General features: G+C 72.0%; 15 protein-coding genes and 1 pseudogene. 8 read left to right on the top strand and 8 right to left on the bottom strand.

Features of this window, described 5'->3' with window-relative positions; translation table 11 throughout:
* Window positions 1–12: 12 nt before the first annotated feature.
* The 4 genes from FRCN3DRAFT_RS0232090 to FRCN3DRAFT_RS0232075 form a co-directional block, all read right to left on the bottom strand.
* On the bottom strand, window positions 13–393 hold the full coding sequence (locus FRCN3DRAFT_RS0232090) for a hypothetical protein (RefSeq protein ID WP_131803592.1): 381 nt from the start codon (window positions 391–393) through the stop codon (window positions 13–15).
* 305 nt (window positions 394–698) lie between these two features.
* Window positions 699–1,964 carry an ABC transporter substrate-binding protein gene (locus FRCN3DRAFT_RS0232085; RefSeq protein WP_007508460.1) on the bottom strand — a complete coding sequence of 422 codons (1,266 nt, stop codon included), beginning with the start codon at window positions 1,962–1,964 and terminating at the stop codon, window positions 699–701.
* A gap of 65 nt (window positions 1,965–2,029) precedes the next feature.
* Window positions 2,030–3,901 (bottom strand): ATP-binding cassette domain-containing protein, encoded by a 1,872-nt coding sequence (locus FRCN3DRAFT_RS0232080; RefSeq protein WP_007508458.1) that lies wholly within the window; start codon window positions 3,899–3,901, stop codon window positions 2,030–2,032.
* Window positions 3,898–5,964, bottom strand: a complete 2,067-nt coding sequence (locus tag FRCN3DRAFT_RS0232075; RefSeq protein ID WP_007508456.1) for an ABC transporter permease — start codon at window positions 5,962–5,964, stop codon at window positions 3,898–3,900. Before FRCN3DRAFT_RS0232075 ends, FRCN3DRAFT_RS0232080 begins: the two co-directional genes overlap by 4 nt.
* Before the next feature lie 483 nt (window positions 5,965–6,447).
* Between FRCN3DRAFT_RS0232075 and FRCN3DRAFT_RS55505 the strand changes: the two genes are divergently transcribed.
* Together FRCN3DRAFT_RS55505 and FRCN3DRAFT_RS57970 are read left to right on the top strand one after the other, a co-directional pair.
* Window positions 6,448–6,672, top strand: coding sequence for a hypothetical protein (locus FRCN3DRAFT_RS55505; RefSeq protein ID WP_007508454.1), 225 nt, complete (start codon window positions 6,448–6,450; stop codon window positions 6,670–6,672).
* Window positions 6,669–6,833: pseudogene (locus tag FRCN3DRAFT_RS57970) on the top strand (PIN domain-containing protein); the annotation flags it as partial. The gene FRCN3DRAFT_RS55505 and the pseudogene FRCN3DRAFT_RS57970, both read left to right, overlap by 4 nt.
* Before the next feature lie 71 nt (window positions 6,834–6,904).
* On the opposite strand, the gene FRCN3DRAFT_RS56705 reads toward FRCN3DRAFT_RS57970, so the two are convergent.
* Complete coding sequence (locus tag FRCN3DRAFT_RS56705) at window positions 6,905–7,075, bottom strand: hypothetical protein (protein ID WP_232794217.1); 171 nt, start codon at window positions 7,073–7,075, stop codon at window positions 6,905–6,907.
* A 221-nt stretch (window positions 7,076–7,296) separates the two neighbouring features.
* Here FRCN3DRAFT_RS56705 and FRCN3DRAFT_RS0232060 point away from each other — a divergent pair, with 221 nt between their 5' ends.
* The 3 genes from FRCN3DRAFT_RS0232060 (at window position 7,297) to FRCN3DRAFT_RS0232050 (ending at window position 10,042) form a co-directional block, all read left to right on the top strand.
* Window positions 7,297–8,160, top strand: a complete 864-nt coding sequence (locus FRCN3DRAFT_RS0232060) for a mycofactocin-coupled SDR family oxidoreductase (RefSeq protein WP_007508450.1) — start codon at window positions 7,297–7,299, stop codon at window positions 8,158–8,160.
* Between the two features lie 159 nt (window positions 8,161–8,319).
* Window positions 8,320–9,153: an SDR family oxidoreductase gene (locus tag FRCN3DRAFT_RS0232055; protein WP_007508448.1), complete on the top strand. Its 834-nt coding sequence runs from the start codon at window positions 8,320–8,322 to the stop codon at window positions 9,151–9,153.
* 61 nt (window positions 9,154–9,214) lie between these two features.
* Complete coding sequence (locus FRCN3DRAFT_RS0232050; protein ID WP_007508446.1) at window positions 9,215–10,042, top strand: enoyl-CoA hydratase-related protein; 828 nt, start codon at window positions 9,215–9,217, stop codon at window positions 10,040–10,042.
* A 38-nt stretch (window positions 10,043–10,080) separates the two neighbouring features.
* Here FRCN3DRAFT_RS0232050 and FRCN3DRAFT_RS0232045 read toward each other — a convergent pair whose 3' ends face one another.
* The 3 genes from FRCN3DRAFT_RS0232045 to FRCN3DRAFT_RS0232035 form a co-directional block, all read right to left on the bottom strand.
* Entirely contained in the window at window positions 10,081–11,052 is a 972-nt protein-coding gene (locus FRCN3DRAFT_RS0232045) for a threonine/serine dehydratase (protein WP_007508444.1), read from the bottom strand.
* A 136-nt stretch (window positions 11,053–11,188) separates the two neighbouring features.
* Window positions 11,189–12,295, bottom strand: coding sequence for an acyl-CoA dehydrogenase family protein (locus FRCN3DRAFT_RS0232040; RefSeq protein WP_007508442.1), 1,107 nt, complete (start codon window positions 12,293–12,295; stop codon window positions 11,189–11,191).
* A gap of 64 nt (window positions 12,296–12,359) precedes the next feature.
* Window positions 12,360–13,109 (bottom strand): hypothetical protein, encoded by a 750-nt coding sequence (locus FRCN3DRAFT_RS0232035; protein WP_007508440.1) that lies wholly within the window; start codon window positions 13,107–13,109, stop codon window positions 12,360–12,362.
* Window positions 13,110–13,162: 53 nt separating this feature from the next.
* Here FRCN3DRAFT_RS0232035 and FRCN3DRAFT_RS0232030 point away from each other — a divergent pair, with 53 nt between their 5' ends.
* The 3 genes from FRCN3DRAFT_RS0232030 (at window position 13,163) to FRCN3DRAFT_RS0232020 (ending at window position 17,778) form a co-directional block, all read left to right on the top strand.
* Window positions 13,163–14,536: a thiamine pyrophosphate-binding protein gene (locus FRCN3DRAFT_RS0232030; RefSeq protein WP_007508439.1), complete on the top strand. Its 1,374-nt coding sequence runs from the start codon at window positions 13,163–13,165 to the stop codon at window positions 14,534–14,536.
* A 96-nt stretch (window positions 14,537–14,632) separates the two neighbouring features.
* The gene (locus FRCN3DRAFT_RS0232025; RefSeq protein WP_007508437.1) at window positions 14,633–15,916 is read left to right on the top strand and encodes an amidohydrolase family protein; all 1,284 of its coding nucleotides are present in this window, start codon (window positions 14,633–14,635) and stop codon (window positions 15,914–15,916) included.
* Between the two features lie 158 nt (window positions 15,917–16,074).
* Window positions 16,075–17,778, top strand: coding sequence for an AMP-binding protein (locus tag FRCN3DRAFT_RS0232020; protein ID WP_007508435.1), 1,704 nt, complete (start codon window positions 16,075–16,077; stop codon window positions 17,776–17,778).
* Window positions 17,779–17,820: the final 42 nt, after the last annotated feature.

Genomic DNA, 17,820 nt, shown 5'->3' with positions numbered 1-17,820 from the left:
TGGCCGGCTGGCTCAGTGCGTGGCGGCCCCGTCCGCCGCCCACCAGTAGAGCCGCGTCTCGTCGTAGCTGATGACCAGCAGGGTCCGCACCGCGCCGGGTGGCCAGTTCCGCGCGCGCACCTCGTTCTCCCAGGCGTCCTTCAGCCAGCCCGGCTCGCCCTCGCCGCCGCCGCGCAGGGCAACCGAGCCCGCGCCCCGGTTGCCGAGCCGCCAGCCACCCGCCCGCAGCCAGGTGTCGACCGCCCCGGCGAACACCCGTTCCGGTCCCGCCGGGCGCACGGCCCGCACGGCTGACACCGGTGGCAGCGCGAGCGGCAACGCGACCACCTCGACGAGGCGCCCGGCACGGGCGCCGTCCTCGTTACCGGCCCATCTCGCCACGTGATTGCCCACTCGTGCAGGGTAGACAATTCCGCGGTCGGGGCAAGGAACGCCGCCGCCTTTCTCGTGAATATGTTCGCCGACATTCCGGCGGTCAGCCGCCGTCCGCCCGATGTTCTTTTGTATAGCGCTTGTCGAGCGCTCGCGACTACCTTTTTGACGGTGCATATCACCGACAATGCCGGCCGCGGGCCCAGCCGTCCCCATCACACCGCCGCCGCTGAACGCGGCCGAACGCCGGCGAAACCGATCGGGCCCGGCCGCCTGGTTGCGGCCGAGCCCGACTTCCGGTTCCGGTTACCCGGTCTGTCCGTGGATCAGGACTGCGGCGCCACGGTGACGCCCGGGATCACGTCGCCGCAGATCGGGGTGGCGCCCTTGACGGGCGTGAACTTGTCGCCCTCGAGCTTCATGATCCAGGTGCAGTTGCCCGCCCCGCCCACGACGTTCTCGCGGTCGTTGATGTCGACCTTGCGGCCGCCGAAGAGACCCAGGCCGTCCCAGTCGTGAATGCCCGACAGCGAGGTGATGACCGACGCCTGGGTCGGGTTGGCGCCGGCGCCCTTGAGCCCGCGGACGAGCAGGCCGATGGCGGCGTACCCGTTGTACGTGGCGTAGGAGGGCGCGGCGGTGACGCCGGCGGCCTTGAGGTCGCTCTGGAACTGCTTGGTGGCGGCCGTCTGCAGCTCGATCGGCTCGTAGCCGATCTGGAAGTAGACGTTCTGCGCGGCGCTCAGCGCGCCGGGGCCGGCCTGCTCCAGGTCACCGCCGTAGCCGGTGGGCGACAGCGCGACCTTGAGGTTGACGCCCTGCTGGCGCAGCCCGGTGATCAGGGCGAAGGTGGTGTTCGGGTCGACGGAGGCGGTGAACGCGTCGACCCCGGCCTGCTTCATGGCCAGCACGGTCGGGCCGACGTCGGTGCTGCCGAACGGGAACTTGGCGTTGAGGTAGCCGACCTTGACGCCCGCGGCCTTGGCCGACTCGCCGGCCGAGAGCGCGGCCTCCGAGGACAGCGGCGAGACCGAGTAGCCGATCGACGCGAGGTTGGTGACGCCCTGCATCTTGAGGAACTTGCCGATGGTCGTCGCGACCTTGGTCTGCTGCAGTGGCCCGACGACGGAGAACATGTTCTTCGCCGTGATCCACTCGGGGCCGTCCTCGGCCATCCCGACCACTGGGACCTTGTGGGCGGTGAGGTAGTTCGCGGCCGTGAAGGCCAGGGCCGAGTGCGCGATGACGACCAGCACGTGGTCCTGGGTGACCATCTTCTGCGCGGCCGAGAGCGCGCCGTCCGGCGTCGTCAGCGTGTCGCCCACGACATACTTGATGTTGTAGCCGTTGCGCGCCGCGTACACCACGCCGGCCTTGACGCCGTCGACGCTGGTCTTGTTACCGGAGGCGGCCGGCCCGGTGATGTCGGTTAATATCCCCACCGTAATCGTCTTGTTGCCGGCTGGGCCGCTGGCGTTTCCGCCTCCGCCGCCGCCCGACCCGGACGAGCCACCGCAGCCGGCGGCCGTGACGAGCAGGGCGACGGCACCGGCCGCCGCGACGCCGAGAATTCGTTTTCTCCCGCGGATCATTTTCTCTCCCCGTGCCATCGGTGGTGGGTCGCGGCTGTGGATGCGGGACAGGGCCGTCGTTCGGCTCAGGCGTCGGCGGTCGTGGCGTCGCCCAGGTAATGGCGCAGGACCTCGCCGCGGGCGTCGGCGCTGGGGCCCTGCCAGGCCACCACGCCGCGTTGCAGGACCAGGCACTCGTCGGCGAAGTCCAGGGCGCGGTGGACGTACTGTTCGATCATGATCACGGTGACGCCGGCCTGGCGGGCCCGGGCCAGCCCGTCGAAGACCTGGTCGACCATCTTCGGCGCGAGTCCCAGGGACATCTCGTCGGCGATCACCATCTTTGGCGCGGTGGCCAGCGCCCTGGCGAGGGAGAGCATCTGCTGCTCCCCGCCGGAGAGCAGCCCCGCGACCTGGCGACGCCGGGCGGCGAAGATCGGGAAGATCTCCAGCGCCAGGTTCACCGCCTCGCGCCGGGCTCGCCGCCCACCGGCGGCCCCGGCGGCCATCCGCAGGTTGTCGATGACCGTGAGGCCGCGGAAGACCCCGCGCCCTTCGGGGAGGTGGACCAGGTCGGCCCGGCGGATGCGGTGCGGCCGCCAGGTGCTGATGTCCTCGCCGTCGAAGACCACCCGTCCGGCGGAGGGAGGCACCAGCCCCGAGATGGCGCGGGCGAGGCTGCTTTTCCCCGCGCCGTTCGCGCCCAGCACCGCCAGCGCCGTGCCGGCCCCCAAGGTGAAGGAGACGTCGCCTAGCGCGCGCGCCTCGCCGTAGTGCACGGCCAGGCCGTCGACGGTCAGCAACGCCCCGCCCGCCGCGGCGGCGTCCTGGGCGCTGTCGCCGTCCCCGACCTCGGGGCGGGCCGTGACGGCGGCCGGTCCTGCCTCGTCGGCCAGGATGGCGGCGGTCTGGCCGGCCGAATCGGCGGCCTCCACGGCCTCCACGGCCTCGGCGGCGGCTGCCGGGTCGGTCGCGGCCGTCAGCTCCTCGCCAAGGTAGGCGGCCTGCACCGCGGGGTTCGCCCGGACCTGTTCGGGCGTGCCACTGGCGATCAGCTTCCCGAAGTCGAGGACGTAGATCGCGCTGGACAGGCGCATCACCAGCTCGACGTCGTGCTCCACCAGCAGGGCGGAGATGCCGCGCTCGTGGGTCGCCCGCCGCAGCACCCGTTCGAGCTGCTCGGTCTCCGCCGAGTCCAGCCCGGAGGAGGGTTCATCCAGGAGGAGCACGGTCGGGGAGGTCGCCATCGCGCGGCCCAGCTCCACCAGCCGGGCGGTTCCCAGCGGCAGCCCCATGGCCGGGCGGTGGGCGACGTCGCCGAGGCCGAGCAGCTCCAGCAGGCCGTCGACGGCGTCGGTCTCGGCCGCCCGCGGCCGGAGCAGGCTGCCGGCGGTGAACAGGTCGGACCAGACCCGTTGCTTGGTGTTGCGGACCCGGTGGGCGAGCACGAGGTGATCACGAACGGTGAGACTGGTGAAGAGCTCCGGGTGCTGGAAGGTGCGGGCCAGCCCCCGGGTCGCCCGCGCCTGCGCGCTGGTGCCGGTGATGTCCACACCGTCGAGCAGCACCTTCCCGCGCGTAGGGCGCAGCAGCCCGGACACCACCGCGAACAGGGTGCTCTTGCCGGCACCGTTCGGCCCGACCAGCCCGACGATCTGCCCGGCCGGGACGGAGAGGTCGACGTCGTCGACGGCGACGAGACCGCCGAACCGCATCGTGACGCCGACGCAGGCGAGCCGTGGTGTCCCGGCCGGGCCCGGGCGCGTGGACGCCGCGCCGCCCGGGTGCGTGGACGCCGCGCCCTCCGCCGGCCGCGTGGCCGCAGCCTGGGTGGCCGCCGCCTGCGTTGCCGCCCCGTGTGTGGGCGCTGCCTGCGCGGCCACCGGCTCGGCACCCGCCGGCTGGTCGTCATCGGTCTGGATAGTCGTGCCGTCCGTCGCCGCCGGGCCGCCGGTCATGGTTCCGCCTTCGTCGTCGCGGCGGCCGCTTCTCGAACCGGGCCGCCGACGTGGGCTACGGATGCTTCGGCCGTGGCCAGCGGCGGTGTGCCGGCTCCCGCGTCCATCCCGGCCAGGGCGGTCCGGGCGGGCGGCGCCGGCCGCGCGGTCCGGGCCAGCGCCCTGGTCAGCAGCCGGCGCAGCTGTCGGCCGGCCTGAGGGACGGCGCCTTCGGGATTGCGCGCGACCCCGATCGCGCCGAGGCCGAACAGGATGGGCAGGAGCGAGGTCAGCCTGGCCGGCGCGTAGGTCTGGAGCACCCCCTGGAGCAGGGTGAACGACAGCCCGGCCAGCAGAGCGGCCGAGATGGAACGAACCCCGAGGGTCACCACCACGGCGAGCCACACCAGGCCGGCGTACGTCGCCCAGGAGGTCGGCTGGGCCGTCATCTGGTACATCGCGACGAAGGCGCCGCCCACGGCGGCGACGAACGCGGCCAGCGCGCCGACGATGACCTTCACCTGCACGACGCTCAGGCCCAGCGTCCGCGCCGCCGGCGCGCTGTCGCGGACCCCGCGCAGCGCGAGCCCGCTCGTGGAGCGGCGCAGGTTCAGGGTCAGCGCCGCTAGGACCACGAACACGGCCAGCGCCAGGTAGGCGAACTTCAGGTCGTCGACGGCCCAGCCGGGACGTTCGATGATGACCCCGAGCCCACCCTGCAGGAAGCGGTCGCGGGTGAAGACCAGCGTCTCCACCAGCAGCCCGAACGTCAGGGTGGCGAGGCCTACGTAGAGGTCACCGAGCCGGATGGTGAGCAGCCCGAGGACCGCGCCGGCGACGGCCGCGACGAGCCCGGCCACGACGATCGCCAGCAGCACGGGCAGGTGGGCGTTCGTGGCGAACTGGGCGGCGCCGATCGCACCGGCACCGGCGAAGACGATCTGTGAGAGCCACAGCATCCCGCCTTCGCCGGTGGCGACGGTGAAGGTGAGGTAGGTGATGCCGTAGCACAGCCCGAGCGCGGTCAGTCCCAGCCAGTAGGGCGAGCCCTTGAAGATCAGTGGCACGAAGGCCACGACGACCAGCGGGACCAGCCCGACCCATCTCTCCCAGGGGGCGGTGTAGGTGGCCGCCGGGGTGACCGCCGAGTCCGCCGCCGCGGGCCGGATCGCCTGGTCGAGCGGCCCGCCGGCACCGGCGTGCTCGTCGACCGACCCCGAACGCACGATGTAGAAGATCAGGAAGACCACCATGAACGCGAACGGGACGCTGGGCACGATGGCCGCGGTCAGCGAGCTGTTCGTGGGCAGGTACTTCTGGATCACGTCGGTGATGACGCCCATCGCCAGCGCCGCGGCGACCGCGCCGGGCAGTGAGCGCAGCCGCGCGGCCACCACCGCGGCGATCGCCGCCGACATCAGCGCCGTCATCCCGATGGGGGACAGGCCGTTCGTGGGAGCGACCAGGACGCCGGCGAGCCCGGCGAGCGTGGAGCTGACCGCCCACACTCCGAGCGAGACCCGACCGGGGTGGGTGCCCGACAGCGAGGACATCGCCTCGGAGTCGACCATCGCCCGCACCTTCAGGCCCACGTCGGTCAGCCGGAGCACCGCCGTGCCTGCCACGACGACGAAGACGAGGAACCCGTAGGTGATCACCTGGTCGGTGGTGACCACCGTCCCGAGGACGTGGAAAGGCTTGTCGTTCAGCGCCGCCAGGCCAGGCGCGGACGTGATCGCCTGGTTGCCGAAAATCAGGTCGCTGATCGCGGGGAGCGCCACCGACAGGCCGATCGTTGCGACGATCTTGACGAGCATCGAGGAGTTTCGGATGAACCGGAACAGCACTCCGTAGAGCACGACACCCAGCAACGGCGCCAGAACGAGGATTGCCAGCAAGCCGGCCGAGACGGTCGACATTCCATGCTCGGAGTTGAGCCAGTAGTAGAACCGGGCGACGACGTAGGCCATTGAGCCGAAGGCGAAGTTGAAGACGCCAGCCGAGACGTAGGTGACTACCAGCGCCGCGGACGCGATTGCATAGATGGAGCCGAGCGCCAAGCCGGCCAGGATGTACTGAAGCACGCTGCTTCCTCCGCGTCAGCCCTATCGGCCGACCGTTAACGTAAGAACGCGACAGTACTGTCAGAGAATTCTGGACGGGTCCAGGTCATACGCCTTCTCACCGACATTGCTCCTTTGACGGACCGGTTACCGGGTCAGTGGCGTGCCGCCTGCTGCCTGTGTCGGCCGGCGGGGTGTGACGAAGGTTACATTCCTCGACATCAAAGTCAAGCTTGGTCTGGGCCAGTTACGCATTGAAGCTAGGAAGTGTCTCGGCGTGTGCGTCGGTTGACTTACCGTCCTCCACCGACCGTCCATCGTCGGAGCGTGGACAGGTTCGCCGCGACCGCCCGCCCGGCAACCTGTCCTGACCGCCGTGGGCGACCCCGCCCGCCGTCGGGCGGCGGCGGTGGCAATGGTGGCGGCCGCCGCAACCACGACCCGGACGACGCACGCCCGGCCGCTGGCCGAATATGACGACGCACGCCCGGCCGCTGGCCGAATATGACGACGCACGCCCGGCCGCTGGCCGAATATCCAGTACCGGGCCACCAAAGCCGCCCCGCGGACGTGATCGCCGGTTGTGCGCTCCGATGGTCATGGAACGGCAGCGCCTACAACCACCTGAGGGCCGGAATCGCGATCATGCTCGCGGATCTGGACGACGGCGACGAGATTCCGCTGCCTCCGCGCACCGAGCGGCCCAGAGCGGCGGACCTCCCCAAATGATCGTCCTGGACGCCAGCGTCGTCTCGGAAATGATGCGCCCGCGCCCTGACCCCGGCGCGCTGGCATGGATTGACGACCAGCCGGAAGGCGAGGTCTGCGTCACCGCGCTGACGACTGCCGAGTCGCGTTACGGAATCGCCCGGCTGCCCGAGGGACGCCGGAAGGCCGAGCTGACCGGCAGGCGGCGCCGTGCCGTTGAAGGCGCCTTCGCTGAACGGATCTTGCCCTTCGGTTACGAGAGCGGATCGAGGCGGCTGGACGCCTGTGGTCCGAGCGGCTGGGCTTCGCGGGGTGTCCAGGACGGGGTGCCCAGGCGGGGCAGCACGGCCGCCTCGATCCCGTTGACCCGGCGCCGGCTGTACCCGCCTGGGCCAGGTGGGTCGGTGACCCGGGCCCCGCTCATCGGCGCAGGCCTCGCTTGAGCGGCGCGGGTGGTCCGTACCCCTGATATGAGGAGCTTGGCCCCATCTAGCAGCTCTTTCCTCGATCCGCATCGGATCGTTACGGAATGCGTCTCTCCCCGACGGAGAACTACGATGACGACCGGCGTCGTAGGCGCAGCCGCCACGATCGCGTCCCAGGCCACGGTCGCGACCGAGATCGCGATTGAGGAGGAAGAAATACATGGGCAAGTTGGACGGCAAGGTCGCCTTCATCACCGGCGCCGGGCGGGGGCAGGGGCGTAGTCACGCCATCAAGCTCGCCAGCGAGGGTGCGGACATCATCGCGGTCGACATCTGTGAGGACATCCCGTCCGTCAACTACGAGATGGCGAGCGCCGATGACCTGGCGCAGACCGTCAAGGAGGTCGAGGCGCTCGGCCGCGGCATCGTCGCGGTCAAGGCGGACGTGCGGATCAAGGCGGAGCTGAAGGCCGCGCTCGACCAGGGCCTCGCCCGCTTCGGCAAGGTCGACATCGTCCTCGCGAACGCCGGCATCCTGCCGATGACCGACAACACCCTGATCGAGGGCTTCATCGACGGCATGGACGTCGACTTCGTCGGCGCCCACAACACGGTCGCCGTCGTCGCTCCGCACCTGCAGGCCGGCGCCTCGGTCATCATCACCGGCTCCACCGCCGGGCTGATGAAGAACACGACGGAGGCGATGGGCAAGACCGGCGGCGTGGCGTACTCGTTCGCCAAGCGGCTGGTCTTCCAGTACGTCGAGACGCTCGCGCTGCAGCTGGCCCCGCACAACATCCGGCTGAACGCGGTCCACCCGACCAACGTCAACACCCGCCTGCTGATGAACGACGACATCTACCGCTCGTTCCGCCCGGACCTCGTCGCCGAGGGCAAGACGCCCACCCGCGAGGACGCGGAGGCGGCCTTCCCGTTCATGCAGCCGATGCCGATCCCGTACATCGAGCCGGGTGACGTGTCGGCGCTGATCACCTTCCTGGCCAGCGAGGACTCCCGCTACATCACCGGCCTCAACATCCGGCTCGACGCGGGCTCGATGCTCAAGGGCGAGCGCGCCATCTGACGTAGCGCGAGCGCGGCAGCGTGGGGCGCTGCCCGGCACGGTGAGAATCGAGCCGGGCAGCGCCCCGCGTCATTGCGGGGCTGGCTGGACGTGCAAGATCATGGTTGGATATAGTATCCGATCTGACGCCGTCGTCCGCCAGCTCAGGGAGCGCGCCGCATGGGTATCGAGATCGATCTGAAGGGTCGTCGGATCCTGGTCGTCGGGGCCTCGTCCGGCGTCGGCCGGTCGACCGCCCTGGCGGTCGCCGCGCGCGGTGGCGAGATCGCCGTCGCCGGCCGGCGCGCCGCCCAGCTCGACGAGGTCGTCGCCACGGCCGGCGGCGGTGTCGCGATCCCCGCGGACCTGCACCGCGAGGACGACTGCGCCCGGGTCGTCGAGGACGCGATCGCGGCGCTCGGCGGGCTGGACGCGGTGCTCTTCCCGGTCGGCGTCTCCCCGCTGCAGCTGATGACCAGGCTGACGGCCGACACCTGGGGGGGCGCGTTCGCCACCAACGTCGTCGGCCCGGCGCTGGTCACGGCCGCCGCGGTGAAGGCCAGGACCGAGCCAGGGCTGTTCCTCTACGTCTCCTCGGCCAACGTCGCCCAGCCGCTGCAGGGCATGGGCGCCTACGGCGCCAGCAAGGCCGCGCTGGAGCACTCGATCCGCACCTGGCGCCTCGAGCACCCCGAGCACCGCTTCCTGCGGCTGACCATCGGCGCGACCATGCCGACCGAGATCCACCGCGACTTCTCCGGTGAGGTGCTCAGCGAGGTGCTGCCCAAGTGGGCCGGCACCGGCGTCGTCACCGCCGACTTCATGCACGTGGACGACGTGGGCGTCGCGGTCGCCGAGCTGACCGCCTTCGCGCTCGCGCACCCGAAGATCGCCGTCGACGACGTCACCTTCAACCCGGCGAGCGCGCCACTGGAGGCCTCGACCCTGGGCCAGCTGGGCCAGCGCGCCGCCGAAGGTCAACTTCTCGACGCGGACGGGAAGCTGCCGCTCTGACCGCCGGGGCCCAGCCGCCCCGCACCGATGTCCCACCGCGCCGAGCTCGTCGGAGGTTGCCGTGACGGCAGAAACCCAGCAGGCCCCGGATGCGGCGGTTGCTCGGCCGCTGGTCGCGACCGAGCTCCGGGATGGCTATGCGGTGCTGACGCTCGACGACCCGGCGCACCGCAACGCGCTGTCGCTGGAGCTCTCCGACGCCCTCGCCGCCGCGGTGGCGGCGGCGCTGGCGGCGGGCGCCGGGGCGATCGTGCTGGCCGCATGCCCCCCGGTGTTCTCCTCCGGTGGGAACCTGGACGATTTGATCACCCCGAAGGCGCCGCTGCGTGACCTGTACGCGGGGATGCTCGCCCTCGCGAACGCCCCGGTGCCGACGGTCGCGGCCGTCGGCGGGCCGGCCATCGGCGCTGGGGTGAACCTGCCGCTTGCCTGCGACGTCGTGCTCGCCGCGCCGTCGGCGACGTTCGACCCCCGCTTCCTCGACGTCGGCATCCACCCCGGCGGCGGCCATCTGTGGCGGCTGGCCCACCGGGTCGGGCCGCAGGGGGCGGCGGCGCTGGTGCTGTGCGGCGACCGGTTGACCGGCGAGGAGGCGGCCGCCACCGGGCTCGCGTGGCGCTGCGTGCCGGACGACGAGCTGCTGGACCAGGCCTGCGCGCTGGCCGCCCGTGCCGCCGGCCGCCAGCGCGACCTGGTGGCGCGTACCAAGGAGACGCTGCGAGCGAGCCTCGCGGTCACGTCGTCGGACGAGGCCGTCGCCCTGGAGCTGGCCGCCCAGGAATGGTCGGTCGCCCGGCCCGGCTTCGCTGACCACGTCCGGGAGCTGCGCGACCGGCTGCGCGCGGCCAGAGAGGCGAAGGCGGCTAGGACCGCGCGCCGGCCAGACTGATTGGCGAGATCGGTCGAGCTAGCCGCGCACGCCGACGGTCAGGAGGCGAAGCTCACCGCGGTGGTGTTCGCGCCGCTGATCACGACGGCGATGGCCTCGTCGGGCGAGGGTGTGTACCTGCCCGAGACAACGGCGGCGAGCGCGGCGCAACCACCCGGTTCGGCGACGAGGCGCAGCCGGTCCCACAGCATCTCCTGGGCCAGCCGGATCTGGTCGTCGGTCACCAGAACCACCCGGTCGACGTAGCGGCTGATGATCTGGAAGGTGTGCTCACCGACCCGGCGCGGGGCGAGAGAGTCGACCGCGACCCCGCCGGTGGGGGCGTCAACCGGGCGTCCCGCGGCCAGCGCGCGAGTCAGGGTCGGCGCCTCCTCGGGTTCGGCTCCCACGACGCGTGTTCGGCGAGCGCACCAGCCGGCGATGCCCGCGAGCAGCCCGCCACCCCCGACGGATGCGATCACCGTCGCTGTCCGGCCAGCCTGTCGTTCGAGTTCGACGGCGAGCGTCGCCGCGCCGAGGATCGTCTCGACCTGGTCGAAGGCCGGTACCGGCAAGGCGCCGGACTCGGCCGCCCAGACGCCGCTGGCCCCATGGGCCTCGGTATACGTCGCGCCCGTGATGACGAGATCGGCGCCGTAGCCGCGTATCCGGGCGATCTTCGCCGGCGAGGAGACCTCCGGCACGTAGATCCGCGCCGGAACTCCCCGGACACGGGCCGCGTACGCGACGGCGGCGCCATGGTTGCCGCCGGAGGCCGCGACGACCCCGGCCCCGGGGACGTCGCGCAGCAGCAGGTTGGCGAATGCTCCGCGTGCCTTGAACGACCCGGAGTGCTGGAGGTGTTCGAGCTTGAGGGTGAGTGGCCCCGGCGGAAGCCCGAAGTCGGCCCGGTCGATCTCGAGAACCGGAGTCCGCCGTATGTACGGCCGCAGGATCTCGTCCACCGACGCGATGACCTCGCGGGTGACGGCGTCCGTCGTGGTGATGTCGCGGGCGGCGGTATCGCTCACAGCGGGACTCCGATCCGGAGCTTGAGGCTGTTCACAAACCTACCGTGCCGCGCGGCCGCGTAATGCCCGACGGGTCGTCGCTGGTGAAGCCGCTGGTGGGACGGCCCTCCGTCCTTGTTGGCTATAGCTGAGTTGGCTATAGCTGACGGGCCAGTAGCTCCCGGTGGTGGACCGGGTCACCGAACAGCACCCGCGAGCTCTTCGCCCGCTTGAAGTAGAGGTGGGCCGGGTGCTCCCAGGTGAAGCCGATGCCGCCGTGGATCTGGATGTTCTCGGCGGCGGCGTGCACGTAGGCGTCGGAGCAGTAGGCCTTGGCCAGGCTCGAGACCAGCGCGAGCTCCGGGTCGTCCGGCCGCTGCGCCGCCGCCGCCGCGGCGTAGGCCGCCGAGCGGGCCGACTCGACCTCGACGAGGACGTCCGCGCACTTGTGCTTGATGGCCTGGAACGAGCCGATCGGCCGGCCGAACTGGACGCGGGTCTTGGCGTACTCGACGGCCATGTCCAGCGCCCGGCTCGCGCCGCCGACCTGCTCGGCGGCCAGCGCCACAATCGCCAGCCGCACCGCCCGCTCGATGGCGGGCCAGGCGCCGCCCTCCGCGCCGATGAGCCGCCCGGGCGCGCCGGCGAGGTCGAGGCGCGCCTGCCGGCGGGTCTGGTCGAGGGTCGCCAGGCCGGTGCGGCGCAGCCCGTCCGCGGCGCCGTCGACCGCGAAGAGGCTCACCCCGGCGCCGGTGCGAGCGGCGACGAGGACGAGCTCGGCGGTGGCGCCGTCCAGCACGAACATCTTGGTACCCGTCAGCCGCCAGCCGACGGCGGCGCGCTCGGCGGTCGCCCGCACCGACGACTCCTCGAAGCGTCCGTCGGCCTCGGTCACCGCGAGCGTCGCGACGGTCCCGGCGGCGACCGGCGGCAGCAGGTCGGCCGCCGCGGCGTCGTCGCCGGCGGCGAGCAGCGCCTGCGCGGCGGTGACCGTGGCCAGGTGGGGTGCGCACAGCAGGGCGGCGCCGCTCTCCTCGAAGACGACACCGATCTCGGCGAAGCCGTAGCCGACACCACCGAGCTCCTCCGGGATGCCCAGGCCCAGGACGCCGAGATCCTCGGCCAGGCCGCGCCACACGGCCGGGTCCCAGCCGGCGGGCGAGACCATGGCCGCGCGCACCGCCTCCTCGCCCGCGACGTCCGCGAGGAACTCGCGCACGACCCCGCGCAACTGCTCGCGTTCCTCGCTGAACGACACGCTCACGCCAGACCCCTCCCGGACGCCTTCCTCGACGGCTACAGATCCTGCGACGTTCATGGACCTGTGCCTACAGGTCCGTCCAGCCCTCGTGCCGGTCGGAACGGCTGGGCTGGCGGCCGATACGCATCGGCGACAGTGGCGCGTCGCGCATCAGGAAACGGCCGGACGACTCGCTGACCTCGAACAGCCGCTTGCGCCAGCCGTTCACCGCCTCGCCGCCGAAGGTGGCCGCCTTCTCCAGCTCGGCCCAGGCCTGCATGCTCTCGATGCCCCACAGCAGCAGGCACTCGGACTCGTCGGCCAGCGCGGTGCGGAACGCGCCGACGAGCTTCCAGCCGAACGGCGCGTACACCGGCGCCGCCTCGTCGGCGGCGATCTCCAGGAAGTCGCTGGCGGTCCCGCGCGGGACCTTGACCAGCTCGTGGGCGTACACGTCGCCGCGCACGCCCTCGGCGCACAGCTGCTCGATGGTCGGCGCCCACGGTGCCGGGACGACGATCCGGTCGAGACCGCCGCTGCGGTAGCCGGACGCCTCCTGCCACCACTTGGCGAGCTTGGGGTCCTGGAAGGTGGCGGACTTCGTCTCGTGCTCGAGACCGGCCGCGAGGCCGTCGAAGCCGTCCTCCTCCCACATGTTGATCACCTGCGGCCAGCGCCCGGTGGTACCGATCACGCCCCAGACGCCGTAGCAGAGCTGGTTGCGCTCCTCCTGGGCGATCGGGCTCCAGTTCGCGGTCATGTGGTGGACGTAGTTCGCCCGGTTCGTGCCCACGATGTCGATGAACTCGTGGGTGTAGACCTTGGTGTTCGTCGTCACACGCAGATTGTATATAACATACCTTTCACCGGTGGAAGGATCGAAGGGGGAGCATGACGGTCGGTGACTGGCTGCGCCGCCAGGGCCTCCAATACGTGATCGAGACGCCCGACGGCCCGGGTGGCGGCGCCGCCCGGGCGATCCCCGGCATCCGAGCCGTGCCGGCGCCGGACCTGGAGTGCGCGCTCGCGCTCGCCGAGGCCGAGGGGACGATGGGCGGCGGTCTCGGCGCCCTGTGGGACGGCGAGACGCTGACCCTCCTCTCCCGGCGGATGGATCCCGGCGAGCCGGTGACCGCCCGCGACGCGTCCGAACTCGCCGCCGCCGTCCTACGGGCGAGGAAGGCGGGCGCTGGCGCGGTCGCCGTCCGCCTCCACTTCAACCTGATGACCGACCCGGATCCGGCCCGGCCTCCCGTGACGACACCTGGCGACCCGAGCCTCGCGCCGCGGTTGTCGGGCGCCGCCTGGCGGCCGGGTTCCACGGGGCCGACCGAGGTCGACCTGGTGCTCGCCGGCCGAGGCGTCGTCCGCGCGGGCGCGGTGCCGGACCTGGCCCAGCTCGCCGCGCGCGGCGAGCTGGGCGTGCTCAACGCCTTCACCGCCAAGGGCGTGTTCCGCTGGGACAGCCCGCACCATCTCGGCACCGGCTGCCTGCAGGAACGCGACCTCGCGCTCGCCGGCGCGCACCCGGACGCGGTGGTCGTCGCCGTCGGGCTGGACGCCGACGAGTGTGCCCCCATGTTGTTCACCGCCGCCGGAATCGACCCGGCGCGGCTGGTCACCGTCGACCCCGCCGACCTGCCGGCCGCCGCCGCGACGATGCGGGCACGGGTTCCCGTCGTCGAGGGCGGCCCGCGTCCCGCGCTCTACCGGGAGCTCGCCGCCGTCGCGGGCCCGCTGTACGCGGCCACCGGCGCGCCGCTGAACCCGGCGTGCGCGGCGGCCGACCTCGCCGCGGTGCTGCCGGCGGGCGGCTCCGTGTGGACTGAGCCGGGCCCGGCCGCGCACTGGATCGGCCGGACGTTCTCGACGGTCCGGCTGGGTAGCGTCCGGGTGCCGGCGGCCGGACGGGACGGCGTGGCGATCGCGGGCGCGCTGTCCGCCGCCCTCGCCGGCGAGGGCGGCGTTGGCGGCGAGGGCGGCGTTGGCGTGGCGGTGGTCGACCACCCGCCCCGCGCGGGCGTCGCCGCGGCCTGCCTGGACTGGGCCGGGCGCCTCGGTGTCACGCTCGTCGTCGAGGTCTGGGGCGATCGGGGCGCGCCCCGATCGTCGAGCCAGCACCGGGAATGGCTCCTCGACGCGCTCGCCACCCCGGGCGTGCACGTCCTCGAACTGCCCGTCGACTACGCCGCCACTCAGGAACTGATCGCCGCGGCCGGCCCGCTGGTCGCCTGGACTCTCAGCCCGCCGGCTGGTCCCATGTGATTCGGGCTACTTGCCGATGGGCGGCATATTGGATCCAATCAGTTGTCAAGAGGACACGTTGCCTCTGACGGACTTGCTCGTGAGCGGAGGCTCGGCATGAACGTGGAAGACCTCATCCTGATCAGTGTTGATGACCATCTCGTCGAACCGCCCAACATGTTCCAGGGCCGCCTGCCGGCGAAGTTCGCCGATCAGGCGCCGAAGGTCCTCCACCGCGAGGACGGCTCGGATGTGTGGACGTTCAACGGTTCGATCATCCCGAACGTGGGTCTGAACGCGGTGGCCGGGCGGCCGAAGGAGGAGTACGGCGTCGAGCCGACCGCCTTCGACGAGATGCGCCCTGGCTGTTACGACATCCACGAGCGGGTCAAGGACATGTCCGCGGGCGGGGTGCTGGGCTCGATGTGCTTCCCGTCGTTCCCGGGTTTCTCCGCTCGGCTGTTCGCGGCCGCGGACGACAAGGACCTGGCGCTGAGCGTCGTCCAGGCGTACAACGACTGGCATATCGACGAGTGGTGCGGCGCCTACCCCGGCCGGTTCATCCCGATGGGCCTGCCGGTGCTGTGGGACCCGCAGCTGGCCGCGGCGGAGGTCCACCGGCTCGCGGCGAAGGGCTGCCATTCGATCACCTTCACCGAGAACCCGGCGACCCTGGGCTACCCGAGCTTCCACGACGCGCACTGGGATCCGCTGTGGAGGGCGCTGGTCGAGACCGACACGGTGCTCTCGATCCACCTCGGCTCGTCGGGCAAGCTCACGTTCACCGCGCCCGACGCCCCGATGGACGTCCTGATCACCCTGCAGCCGATGAACATCTGCAGTGCGGCGGCTGACCTGCTCTGGTCGCGGGTGCTCAAGGAGTTCCCGACGATCAAGATCGCGCTGTCCGAGGGTGGGACCGGGTGGATCCCGTACTTCCTGGAGCGCCTGGACCGGACCTACGACATGCACCACCTGTGGACCGGTCAGAACTTCGGCGGGAAGCTGCCGAGCGAGGTGTTCCGGGAGCATTTCCTGACGTGTTTCATCGAGGACCCGGTCGGTGTGGAGCTGCGCCACAAGATCGGTATCGACAACATCGCGTGGGAGTGCGACTACCCGCACTCGGACTCCAGCTGGCCGTGGCCGGGCGAGGAGCTGCTCAGGTCCGCGGTCGGGGTGCCGGCTGAGGACGTCAACAAGATGTCGTACGAGAACGCGATGCGCTGGTACTCGTTCGACCCGTTCGCGCACCGGCCGAAGGAGAAGAGCACCGTCGGGGCGCTGCGCGCCGAGGTCGCCGGCCACGACGTGGAGATCCGCCCGTTCGACAAGGGCCGCTTCGAGATCAAGCACGACGGCATCTCCCTCGCCGAGATGGCCTCGAAGGCTACTGCCTGACGCTGTTTCATTCCGGCCGCCGACGGTCGTCCGCCTCGCGCGGACGGCCGTCGGCGGCGGCTTCCTGACCCCTGGAACGGGCTCCGGGTACACGAGGAAACCCGTGGTCGCGGGGCCCCTCGCCTGGGCTGACCTGCGAGAAGAAGGCGGTTGATCGGGTGAGCGGCACGGCGGAAAGCGCGCGGACCGACGGCGTGTACGCGGGCCCGCCCGCACCCGTCTGGGATGCGAGCTCCTTCTGGGAGCTGGTCCAGCGCCGGGCGGCGGCCACGCCCGACACCGAGCTGCTGCTCGACGATCTCGGCCGGAGCCTGACCGCCGCGCAGTTCCGGCGTGCCGTCGAGCGGGTCGCGGCCGCGCTCGCCGCGCGCGGCGTCGGCGTCGGCACCGTGGTGAGCTGGCAGCTGCCGACGACGCTGGAGTCGGCGGTGCTCATGGTCGCGCTCGCCCGCCTCGGCGCCACCCAGAACCCGATCATCCCGACGCTGCGCGAGCGCGAGGTCGCCTACGTCACCGCGAAGGCGGCTACCTCGCTGTTCGTCACGGTGCCGCGCTGGCGCGGCTTCGACCACGAGGCGATGATCTCCGCGATCAGCGCCGCGCGCGTCGACGCCGGTGAACCCGCCATCGACGTACTGCTCGTCGACCATCGCGCGATCGCGCTCGGCGAACCCGGTGCCGCGGCGGCGGGTTCGCCGAACGACCACCTTGCCCTGCCGAGTCTTGCCCTGCCGATGGCCGCCGAGTCCGAGCCGGTCCCACCCCCGGCGCCGCCGGCCGGGCCGCGGGAGGCCCGCTGGATCTACAGCACCTCGGGCACCACCGCGGACCCGAAGGGCGTGCTGCACACCGATGTCTCGGTGTCGGTCGCGGCCCGCGGCAGCGTCTCCGGCGTCGCGTCGACGCCCGCCGACCTCTATCCGATCGCGTTCCCGATCGCCCACATCGGCGGCGCCGTCATGCTCTCCGCGTCGCTGCTGTCCGGGATGCGGCTGCTGCTGCTCGACAGCTTCGACGCCGAGGCGTCCCCGCGGACGATGGCGGCGCTCGGCGCGACCTTCCTCGGCTCGGCCCTGCCGTTCCTGCGGGCGTACATCGCCGCCGCGGCCGCCGACCGGGCGAAGGACCCCGACGCGGTGCTGTTCCCGAAGCTGCGGGCGGCGTTCAGCGGCGGCGCGCCCAAGCCACCCGGCCTGCATGCCGAGGTCGCCGCCGAGCTCGGCGGCCGCGGCGTGCTCTCCAGCTGGGGCATGACCGAGTTCCCGCTGGCGACGCACGCCCGCCTCGACGACTCCGACGACGAGCTCACCGTCACCGAGGGCCGCCCAGCCCCGGGCGTCGAGCTGCGGGTGGTCGCGTTCGACGGCACCCCGTGCGCCCCCGGCGAGGAGGGCGAGCTGCTGGTCCGCGGCGCGCAGCTCTTCGCCGGCTACCTCGGCGTCCCCGCCGCCGAGACCGCCGACCTCTTCGACGCCGACGGCTTCTTCCGCACCGGCGACCTCGGCGTCGTCGGCCCGCGCGGCCATGTCCGCATCACCGGCCGCCGCAAGGACGTCATCATCCGCAACGCGGAGAACATCGCGGCGCCCGAGGTCGAGGGCATCCTCGTCACCCACCCGTCCGTCGCCGAGGTCGCCGTCATCGGCCTCCCCGACGAGCGCACCGGCGAGCGCTGCTGCGCCGTCATCCGCCTGGCCGAAGGCGCCGCGCCCGTCACCCTCGCCGACCTCGCCGCCCACGCCCTGGCCGCCGGCCTGGCGAAGTTCAAGCTCCCCGAGCAGCTCGAGATCGTCGACGACCTCCCCCGCACCGACATGGGCAAGATCGCCAAGAACGCCCTGCGGAAGCGCTACCTGCCCTGATCCGTGCGGTCGGTCGCCGTCGTCGGTGGGCGCCGCGTACGG

This window comes from Pseudofrankia saprophytica (genome assembly GCF_000235425.2).
GTDB lineage: Bacteria > Actinomycetota > Actinomycetes > Frankiales > Frankiaceae > Pseudofrankia > Pseudofrankia saprophytica.
This window is presented reverse-complemented; position numbering and strand designations above follow the sequence as displayed.